Here is a 10,031-nt window from a genome sequence, read left to right as displayed (position 1 = left end):
CTGGGCCCAGGACGCCTTCCCCATGCTGCGGGACGGACACAGTGTAAGGCCGCCGTGAGAGGGGGCGCACATAAAGGCTCTAAATAACTCCGGGCGTTGAAATCGTTGAGGTCCTGGGGGGATGTGTTGATGGGTCTGGGGCCCGTGTCGGCTGTCCATGCACTCAAGCCGTATCCCGCCGGGTGAGCGACGACGTTCACGTTCCCGGGGCGCCGCGAGGCTTTTGCCCGTCGGATAACCCCCCCTTAACCACAAGGATTCACGGTTGCGCCTCAACCTTGAGGCCAAGCAGCGTGACCGATCTGAAGACCGACATCATCCACCGGGGCGACTGCATCGAGATCCTGCGGTCCCTGCCGGACAAGTCGGTGGACATGGTCTTCGCCGACCCGCCGTATAACCTCCAGCTGGGCGGCGATCTGCTGCGGCCGGACAACTCCAAGGTCGACGCCGTTGACGACGACTGGGACAAGTTCGACAGCTTCGCGGCCTATGACGACTTCTGCCGTAGCTGGCTGAAGGAATGCCGCCGCGTCCTGAAGGACGAGGGCTCGATCTGGGTGATCGGCAGCTATCACAACATCTTCCGCCTGGGGTCGGCGATCCAGGACCTGGGCTACTGGGTTCTGAACGACATCGTGTGGCGCAAGACCAACCCGATGCCGAACTTCAAGGGCACCCGTTTCACCAACGCACACGAGACCCTGATCTGGGCCGCCAAGAGCCGCGAACAGAAGCGCTACACCTTCAACTATGACGCCCTGAAAGCCTTCAACGAAGACACCCAGATGCGCTCCGACTGGACCTTCGCCCTGTGCACCGGCGAGGAACGGATCAAGGGCGAGGACGGCAAGAAGGCCCATCCGACCCAGAAGCCCGAGGCCCTGCTGCACCGGGTGATTCTGGCCGCGACCCGTCCAGGCGACGTGATCCTGGATCCCTTCTTCGGCACCGGAACCACGGGCGCCGCCGCCAGGCGTCTGGGCCGCCACTACATCGGCATCGAACGCGATCCCGAATACGCGAAAGTCGCCGAGACGCGGATCAAGGCGGTGATCCCGGCCAGGCCCGAGGACCTCGTCGTCACCGGCTCCAAGCGCGCCGAGGTCAAGGTTCCGTTCGGCGCCCTGGTCGAGGCCGGCCTGCTGTCGCCCGGCGATGTCCTCTATTGCCCCAAGGGTGAGCGGGAGGCCCGTGTCCGTGCCGACGGTTCGCTGGTGTCGGGCGCGATGACGGGGTCGATCCACAAGCTGGGCGCCCTGTTCGAGAACGCACCCGCCTGCAACGGCTGGACCTACTGGCGCTTCCGCACCGACACCGGTCTGCGCTCAATCGACGCCCTGCGCGCCGAGGTGCGAGCGGGGATGCAATAGGTCCGATCGCCAAGGCATTCATTTGACTGGGCCGGCGGCGAAGTGTCGCCAATCGAACAGTTTGTAACGTGGTAACTCGCCGCAATCACAGCTGAAATTCGACGTTCACTTCGGAACTTCGCAGGTGCGATATCATTGATGTCTCTGGCCCGGGTGAGCGGGTCGGAGCACGCCCGTCATGAAGATCGCGCAGGTCACCCCGCTCTACGAGGCCGTTCCTCCCAAGCTGTACGGGGGAACCGAACGGGTGGTCGCCCACCTGACCGATGCGCTCGTCGATCTGGGGCATGACGTCACCCTGTTCGCCTCCGCCGAGGCTCAAACCAGGGCGCGTCTGATCCCGGTCCGCGATCAGGCGATCCGCCTGGATCCCGCGCCGCTGAAGTCCGATCTCGCCTCGCACATGAGCATGCTGTCGGAGGTCCTGCGGCGCGCGGACGACTTCGACGTCATCCACTTTCACACCGACATGATCCATTTCCCGTTCTTCGAGCGGATCGCGAACAAGACGCTTACGACGCTGCACGGCCGCCTCGACATGAAGGACCTGTCGGAGGTCTACGAGCGCTGGCCGCAGTTCGGCCTGGTCTCGATCTCGGACGACCAGCGTCGCCCGCTGGCTTTCGCCAACTGGAAGGCGACCGTTCACCACGGCATGCCGGCGGAACAGTACCTTTTCTCGCCGAAGTCGGAGGGCTACCTCGCTTTCCTGGGCCGCATCTCGCCGGAGAAGCGACCGGACCGGGCCATCGAGATCGCCACCAGTTTGGGCAAACGGCTGAAGATGGCGGCCAAGGTCGATGCGGCGGACAAGATCTACTTCGAGACGAAGATCAAACCGCTGATCGACGGCAATCCCCTGATCGAGTTCATCGGCGAGATCGGGGATCACCAGAAGTCCGAGTTCCTTGGCGGCGCCGAGGCATTGCTGTTCCCCATTGATTGGCCAGAACCCTTCGGCCTGGTGATGATCGAGGCCATGGCCTGCGGAACGCCGGTGGTGGCCTTCCGCTGCGGCTCGACCACGGAGGTCATCGAGGACGGCGCGACCGGCTTCCTGGTCGACACCCTGGAGCAGGCCGTCGCCGCCGCTGACCGGGCCGCGCTGCTGGATCGAGAGGCCGTGCGGGCCCGGTTCGAACTGCGCTTCTCCGCCACTGCGATGGCCCGGCGTTACCTGGACGTCTACGGCGACCTGCTCGCCAAGCGCCCCTACGCCGAAGCCGCCATGGACGACGTCGTGGTCCCGCTCCGCGAAGATCGCAGCTTCGCCGTTTCCGCCTGAACCTAATCGCGCGCCGACCATTCTGCCTTCGCATTCGCACACCGGGCTGGTGACGGGCGGCGGCGCCAGCGAGGTTTCATGGACGACGGCTATTCGGTTCAGCAGACGGCCGCAGACAGCGCGGAGAGCGGCGGGCTGGATACGCTCCAGGCGCTGAAGGACGCCAACACCTTCCTGGTCGCGGACAACTGGGGCGACCTGAAGGGCGGGGCCGACGGCCTGTTCGACCATGACACGCGGATCCTGTCGCGGTTCGTAATGACGGTCGGGCTGGCAAAGCCTTCGCGCCTGAGTTCGGGCGTGTCGCGGGACAATGTCTTCTTCACCGCCCACACGACCAACCGGCCCCTGCCGCCCATGGGCGGGCGGTCGGCGCCGGCGGGGGTGCTGCACATCGAGCGGCGGCGGTTCGTCTGGGACCGGCGGATGTTCGAGCGGGTCCGGATGGTCAACCACGGGGTCGAGGATGTCCTGTTACCACTGGCCTTCGAGTTCGGGGCCGATTTCGCCGACATCTTCCAGGTGCGCGGGACGCTCCGGGAAAAGCGCGGGACGGGTGAGGCGCCGACCACGGACGGGCGGCGGGTCACCTTCCGCTACACCGGCCTCGACGCGGTCGTGCGGACCAGTTGCCTGGCCTTCTCCGAGCCGCCGGCGCGGCTGAGCGGATCGCGGGCCGAGTTCATGTTCAGCCTGCCGATGGGCAAGGCGCTGGACCTCTATATCGAGTGCGGGCCCGAGATGTGCCTGACGCCCGACGCCCGGCGGTGGCGCGAGAATGCGCTGCAGGCCCGTTTGGCCATGCGGCGGAGACGCCGCCGGGGCGCCTCGTTGAGGGGGCCGCGCAGTCCGCGCTTCAACCAGTGGCTGGATCAGTCGCGGGCCGACATCGCCCTTTTGACCACCGACCTGCCGACCGGACCCTATCCCTATGCCGGGACGCCGTGGTTCTCGACGCCGTTCGGGCGGGACGGGATCATCACAGCCTGGCAGATGCTGTGGCTGGATCCGTCCCTGGCCAAGGGCGTGCTGACCTATCTGGCGCAGCGTCAGGCGACCGGGGTCTCGGCCTTCCAGGACAGCCAGCCCGGCAAGATCATGCACGAGACCCGGGGCGGCGAGATGAGCGGCCTGGGGGAGGTTCCGTTCGGCCTCTACTACGGCGGGGTCGACACCACCTGTTTGTTCGTGGCCCTGGCCGGGGCGTATTTCCGCAGGACCGGCGACCTGGAGACGATCCGGGCGCTGTGGCCCAATCTGATCGCCGCGACCGAGTGGATGCGGGACTATGGCGATAGCAACGGCGACGGCCTGATCGACTATGCGAGGGCCGCCGAGACCGGGCTGTCCAATCAGGGCTGGAAGGACTCGGAGGACTCGATCTTCCATTCGGACGGCCGGTTCCCGAAGGGGCCGATCGCGCTTCTGGAGGTTCAGGGCTACGCGTTCGCGGCGTGGCGGGCGATGGGCGATCTGGGCGCCCTGCTGGGCGATGCGCGGGCCCCGGCCTGGAACCAGCAGGCCGAAGAGGTGCGGCTGCTGGTCGAGGACCGGTTCTGGATGGAGGACCAGTCGTTCTACGCCATCGCCCTCGACGGCGAAGGGAACCCTTGCGAAGCGATCGGATCAAATGCGGGCCATCTGCTGTTCACCGGCCTGCCGTCGCCGGCGCGGGCCGCGGCGGTGACGAAGCGGCTGCTGGGGGCCGAGTTCCGCTCCGGTTGGGGCCTGCGGACGCTGGCCCGGGGTCAGGCCCGGTTCAATCCGATGAGCTATCACAACGGCTCGGTCTGGCCGCACGACACCTCCCTGGGCGTCGCCGGCATGGCCCGTTACGGCGAGCGGGACGCGGTCGGGATGATCCTGGGCGAGATCTATGCGGCGGCCAGCCATTTCCAGATGCGCCTGCCCGAGCTGTTCTGCGGCTTCGAGCGCCAGCCGGGAGAAGGTCCGATCGCCTATCCGGTCGCCTGTCTGCCCCAGGCCTGGGCGGCGGGGTCGGTCTTCCTGATGCTGCAGGCGTCGCTGGGGGTGTCGATCGACGCCCTGACGAAGACCGTGACCGTGGACGCCCCCGCCCTGCCCGCCGGGATCGAGCGGCTGACCGTCAGCCGGCTTCAGGTCGGGGACGCCACGGTCGACCTGGCCTTCGAACGGCTGGGCGACCAGGTGGTGGTCATGCCCCGGAACCGGGTCGGCGAGGTCAGGGTCGTGACGACGCAGTAGCCTCCTCCCCTCGGTGCACCCCGGCGTTCGCCGGAATGCATGGTTGAAAAGCGGCCTCCGGAAATTCAGAGTCCAAGTCGTCCACTGAGTCCCATCCGTCCGGATCCTCAGAGGCGCAAAAAGCGGCTCGACGGAGTCGACACAGTCGCTCCACGCGGCCTGCCCGATCGATTGCCGAAGACCCGTCGGAGACGTGGGTGGCGCGCCCCGGCAGCTCAAGAGGCAGGATGGAATAAATTCTTGTTCAGCGTGTGGTCATCGCCAGGGCCCGCTCCAGCGCCTTGCGGAAGACCGTGGGCAGGGCCGCCCGCGCCTCGGCTTCGGGCGTCCAGAGGAAGTCGCCCTGCCCCTCCGCCACCCGCACCGTCAGCGTCAGGGAGAAATGGGTGAAGACGTGATCGACGGCGCCCACCTCTTTCCACATCAGAGCGGGCCGGTCGGCGGCGACGGGCGGAGCGGCGTCGGGCGCCGCTTCGGTCCAGTCGCTGGTCGGGAGGCCGACCATGCCGCCGAGGAGACCCTTGTCCGGGCGGCGGACGAGGGCGATGCGGCCCTGACCGTCGCGGAGGACCCAGGCAACCCCCTGACGATGCGGACGGGCGGCCTTCGGGGTCTTGACGGGATAGCGTTCGGGCGCGCCGGACGCGCGGCCGGCGCAGAAGGCGGCGATGGGACACATCAGGCACTGAGGCGACTTGGGGCGGCAGATGCCGGAGCCGAGGTCCATCAGGGCCTGGGCCCAATCCCCGGGGCGGCTGTCGGCGACGAGGGTCCCGGCGAGGCGTTTCAACTCGGGCCGGGCGGCGGGGACGGGCGTCTCGACAGCGAAAAGCCGGGCGACGACCCGCTCGACATTGCCGTCCACGACATTGGCGGGGCGGTCGAAGGCGATCGCGGCGACGGCGGCTGCGGTATAGGCGCCGACCCCCGGCAGGGCCAGAAGCGCGGCCTCGGTGTCGGGGAAGACGCCGCCGTGATCCCTGGCCACGGCGCGGGCGCAGGCCAGCAGGTTGCGGGCGCGGGCGTAGTAGCCGAGGCCGGCCCAGGCGGCCATCAGGTCTGAATCCTCCGCCGCCGCGAGGTCGCTGACGGTCGGCCAGCGGGCGGTGAACCGCTCGAAATAGGGCGTGGCGTGGGGGACGGTGGTCTGCTGCAGCATCACCTCGGACAGCCAGACGCGGTAGGGGTCGGTGCGCATCGTCGCGCCGGGGGGGCTGCGCCACGGCAGGGTGCGCGCATGGGCGTCGTACCAGCCGAGAAGGGCGGCGCGGAGTTGAGCGATGTCGGCGGGAGGCATTGGGTGATCTCTTACCCCGCCATCTTCAACCGTGCACCCCGGCCCCCGGGTCCGGCTTCGCCGGCCCGAGGATAAACCAAGGGCCGGGGTCCAGATGGCTGATGCGGTCGTGGGATCAGCAGAACCAGTGCGACATCCCTGCCGTCCCGGTCTGTGATCTGGACCCCGGCCTTCGCCGGGGTGCACGGTGATTGTTTGAACGGGTTGGGTTAAGGTCCCTCATGGCGCGCGATCTGCCCACCGACGCTGAGACCCGCGAAATCCTGTCGCGGCGACGGACCCGGCCCATGCCGCGCCCGGCGCCTCCGGCCGGTCGGGCCCTGGCCCCGCTGATCCGCGAACTGGACGAGAAGTTCGGACGGGGCGCGGGCGCTCTTGAGCCCCGCTGGCGCGAGATCGTCGGCGACCAGCTGGCCCGCGTCACCCGCCCGCAGAAACTGACCAAGGGGCGTGCGGGAACCGGCGGGACGCTGGAGCTGCGCGTCGCGGGACCGGCGGCCCTGCTGGTCCAGCATCAGTCGGCCGACATCCTGGCGCGGGTGAACCTGTTCCTCGGCCCGGGCGCGGTCGACAAGCTGCGCATCGCCCAGGGACCGGTCAAACCCCTGGCCCAGATCGCCGCCTCGACCAAGGGTGCGCGCCGCCGGATCGATCCGCTCGACGCGGCGGCGGAGGCGGAACTGACCAGGTCGGTCGAGGCGGCACCGGACGGGCTGAAGGCGGCGCTGGCCAACTTGGGACGGGCGGTGCTTTCGGATGAGGCGAAGGGGCGGAGGCGGTAGAGCGGCCCGTCAACCTGTTGAGGCCGGTCAGCGTCCGATTCCGGCAGCGGAGCGAATGTCCGCTTCCGACCCATAGCCGACACAACCCAACTTAGAGCAGCCACTCTTGCTGGGCACGCGCCTCAACCTTAGGGTGGAAAGAGTTAGTTCACGAGTAAGTGATGCCGACGTTTACGGGGACTGGCGCTGACGAGACGCTGACGGGCACCAACAACGACGATGTCCTCATCGGCAACGGCGGCTACGACAGCATCATCGGGCGTACGGGCAACGACGTAATCGACGGGTATGGCGTTCTCGACGGCGCGGAGGGCGATGATCGGTTCATCTTCCGCTGGAACACCTACCAGGAGGCCCGGATCTCCGGCGGCGAGGGCTTCGATGTCCTCGACATGAGCCAGAGCATCTTCCAGGTCGGCGTGGGCGGCTACACAGGACCCATCTTCAACATCGCCGCCAGCCAGGAGGCGCTGGTCGGGTTCGTCACGCCCTTCGACTCTCGAGGTCGGGCTCTTCAACCAACGCCGACTTTCCGCGCAGAGGGGATCGAGCGGTTGATCCTCCTGAATCAGTTCCAAGGGTTCGGGATGGGCGTGAACGTCGTCGATCTGCAGGGGCGGACCACGCCGATCGAGGTGATCGGCGGCGCCCTCGTCGATCGTATACGTGGCGGCTCAGGGGCGGACATCCTGCGGGGCGGCGGAGGCAACGACATCATCACCTTCGGGCAGCGCGACCAGGCCTTCGGTGATGACGGCGACGACGTTTTCCAGCTCTTCACCACGGACAATCCGGGTGAGTTCTTCTACGCCTCGATCGAGGGGGGCGCAGGAACTGACACCCTGGCGATCTCCATGGTTACTGCTTACGACGGGATGGTCCTGGGCAATGGTGTCGATCCGCACCTGCGAAACTACGGAATCGAAAACGTCACCCTGACGCAGGAGCTCGCCTACAACGCGCCAACACTGGTCACGCGGATAGTTGGCGACCAAGGCAATAATGTCCTGAGCTTTGTCCGGGCGACCGGTGCGACCGCCATCACGACGGGCATCACGATCCGGGGGGCGGCGGGCAATGACACCATCACCAGCGCCGGGACCAACGACTTCCTGTATGGCGACGAAGGCGACGATATCATCAGCGGCCGTGGGCGCCTGGAAGGCGGCGTCGGCGACGACGTCCTGACGGGATCGGGTGAGCTGTTCGGGGGCGACGGCGCCGACCGGCTGACGGGATTCGGCACGCTTTCGGGCGGGGCTGGTAACGACATCGTCACGGCGACGACCACGGTCGAATCCAACGCCGGGACGACATTCTACCGACTTTGGACGTCCCAGATCGACGGAGGCGCCGGCATCGACACCCTGGCGATGGGGCTCTCGAACTTCGTCGGGGTGGACATCGATCTGTTCCAGGGGACCGCGCGCGGCGTCAGCAGCACGACGACAGGCGAATGGACGCTTACAAGCATCGAGAACGTCGTCGGCAGTCAGGCCACGGATCGGATTGTCGGAGACGAGGGCGCCAATGAGCTCATCGGCGCCGGTGGCGACGACAACATCCGGGGGGGCGCTGGCAACGACATCATCCGGGGTTACGGCAGCAACTTCACGCCGTCTTCGGACAATGACAGCCTCTATGGCGAGGCCGGCGCAGACCGCATCTTCGGCGAGTTTGGAAACGATCTGCTCGATGGTGGCGAGGGCGATGACTATCTGGACGGAGGCGTCGGCGACGACAACCTGATCGGCGGCGCGGGCAAGGATATCCTGATCGGCGGGACCGGCTCCGACGGGCTGAACGGTGGCGCGGGCGACGACGTCCTGACGGGTGGAGCAGGGCTGGACGTCTATGACGGCGGCGAGGGCATCGACATGGTGGTGTTCGACTTCAGCGCCGAGGCCGCCACGTTCAGTTACGAGAACGGGCAGATCATCGTCACCAGCCCTGAGGGTCGGGAGATTCTGACCGGTATCGAGCGCCTGCGCTTCTCAAACGCTGAGTTCGAAGTCGGCGCCAATGGTCAGGTGATCACCCAGCCTTTGGCGGATCGCATCGGCACAGACGGCGCCGATCGTCTGGTCGGCACGGCCGGCCGCGACAATCTGGTGGGTCAGGGCGGCGACGACGTCCTGATCGGCGGCGACAACTGGGATGTGCTGAACGGCGGCGACGGGGTGGACACGGCAGGCTACGGCGGTCTGATCCGGGCGTATTCGGTCGCGCGGGCGGGCGCGGCCTTTTCCACCGTCTCCGGCGGCCGGGAGAACGGAACCGACAATCTGGCCTCGGTCGAGCGACTGAGCTTCCTGGACGGAATGCTGGACACCGATCCGAATGGCGTGGCGGCTCAGATCTACAGCCTTTACGATGCGGCGCTGGATCGGGCACCTGACCAGGCCGGTCTGTCGGGCTGGTCAGGACGATTGGCAGCCGGGACCACCCTGGCCCAGGCGGCGCAGGCGTTCGCGACCGCTCCGGAGTTCGTTCAGCGTTACGGCAATCTGTCGAACGAAGACTTCGTCAAGACGATGTACCGGTTCAGCCTGAACCGGGAGGGCGACGCCTTCGGCATTTCCCAGTGGAAGGCCCAGCTGGATTCGGGCGTCAGCAGAGGCAGCGTCCTTCTGTCCTTTTCCGAGGGCGCCGAGCATCGCAACCTCACGGCGGCGGCGGTGAACGCCGGCCTGTTCGTGCAGGATGACCGCACCATCGCGGTCGCGCGCCTGTACGACGCGGCCTTCGATCGTGTGCCGGACCAGGGCGGCATCGCCTACTGGCGCGGCACGCTCGACACGGGCGGGTCGCTGTTCTCGATCGCCAACGCCTTCGTCAGCTCGCAGGAGTTCCAGGACCGCTATGGCGCCCTGAACAACACCCAGTTCATCGACCAGCTCTATCGCTTCACCCTGAACCGGGAGGCGGACGCCTTCGGTCGGCAGGTCTGGATCGACCGGCTGAACGCGGGGACCACGCGCGCCGAGATGGTGGTGATCTTCTCCGAGAGCGTCGAGCACGTGAACCTGACGGCCCCGACCTGGGCCGGCGGCATCCGCTATGAAAAC

6 protein-coding genes are annotated in these 10,031 nt (G+C 67.2%); 5 read left to right on the top strand and 1 reads right to left on the bottom strand.

Features of this window, described 5'->3' with window-relative positions:
* Positions 1-293 precede the first annotated feature (293 nt).
* From RMO01_RS05480 to RMO01_RS05470, 3 genes are all read left to right on the top strand, one after another.
* A complete protein-coding gene (locus tag RMO01_RS05480) occupies positions 294-1,373 on the top strand; it encodes a site-specific DNA-methyltransferase (protein ID WP_309628033.1) in 1,080 nt (359 codons plus the stop codon).
* A 178-nt stretch (positions 1,374-1,551) separates the two neighbouring features.
* Positions 1,552-2,658 carry a glycosyltransferase family 4 protein gene (locus tag RMO01_RS05475; protein WP_309628032.1) on the top strand — a complete coding sequence of 369 codons (1,107 nt, stop codon included), beginning with the start codon at positions 1,552-1,554 and terminating at the stop codon, positions 2,656-2,658.
* A 78-nt stretch (positions 2,659-2,736) separates the two neighbouring features.
* Entirely contained in the window at positions 2,737-4,884 is a 2,148-nt protein-coding gene (locus tag RMO01_RS05470; protein WP_309628031.1) for an amylo-alpha-1,6-glucosidase, read from the top strand.
* Positions 4,885-5,128: 244 nt separating this feature from the next.
* On the opposite strand, the gene mutY is transcribed toward RMO01_RS05470, so the two are convergent.
* On the bottom strand, positions 5,129-6,181 hold the full coding sequence (gene mutY, locus RMO01_RS05465; protein ID WP_309628030.1) for an A/G-specific adenine glycosylase: 1,053 nt from the start codon (positions 6,179-6,181) through the stop codon (positions 5,129-5,131).
* A 221-nt stretch (positions 6,182-6,402) separates the two neighbouring features.
* On the opposite strand from mutY, the gene RMO01_RS05460 reads away from it, so the two are divergent.
* Both RMO01_RS05460 and RMO01_RS05455 read left to right on the top strand, forming a co-directional pair.
* On the top strand, positions 6,403-6,963 hold the full coding sequence (locus RMO01_RS05460; protein ID WP_309628029.1) for a DciA family protein: 561 nt from the start codon (positions 6,403-6,405) through the stop codon (positions 6,961-6,963).
* Between the two features lie 161 nt (positions 6,964-7,124).
* The coding region (locus RMO01_RS05455; protein ID WP_309628028.1) for a DUF4214 domain-containing protein at positions 7,125-10,031 on the top strand (2,907 nt) is incomplete at its 3' end.

The sequence above is a fragment of the Brevundimonas sp. genome (assembly GCF_031412435.1).
Taxonomy (GTDB): domain Bacteria; phylum Pseudomonadota; class Alphaproteobacteria; order Caulobacterales; family Caulobacteraceae; genus Brevundimonas.
Note: the sequence above shows the minus strand (reverse complement) of the source record. Positions and strands in the feature narration are given on the sequence as shown.

Coding starts and splice junctions, on each gene's coding strand:
- RMO01_RS05475 (WP_309628032.1), top strand. CDS start 1,552: ATGAAGATCGCGCAGGTCACCCCGCTCTACGAGGCCGTTCCTCCCAAG.
- mutY (WP_309628030.1), bottom strand. CDS start 6,181: ATGCCTCCCGCCGACATCGCTCAACTCCGCGCCGCCCTTCTCGGCTGG.
- RMO01_RS05470 (WP_309628031.1), top strand. CDS start 2,737: ATGGACGACGGCTATTCGGTTCAGCAGACGGCCGCAGACAGCGCGGAG.
- RMO01_RS05460 (WP_309628029.1), top strand. CDS start 6,403: ATGGCGCGCGATCTGCCCACCGACGCTGAGACCCGCGAAATCCTGTCG.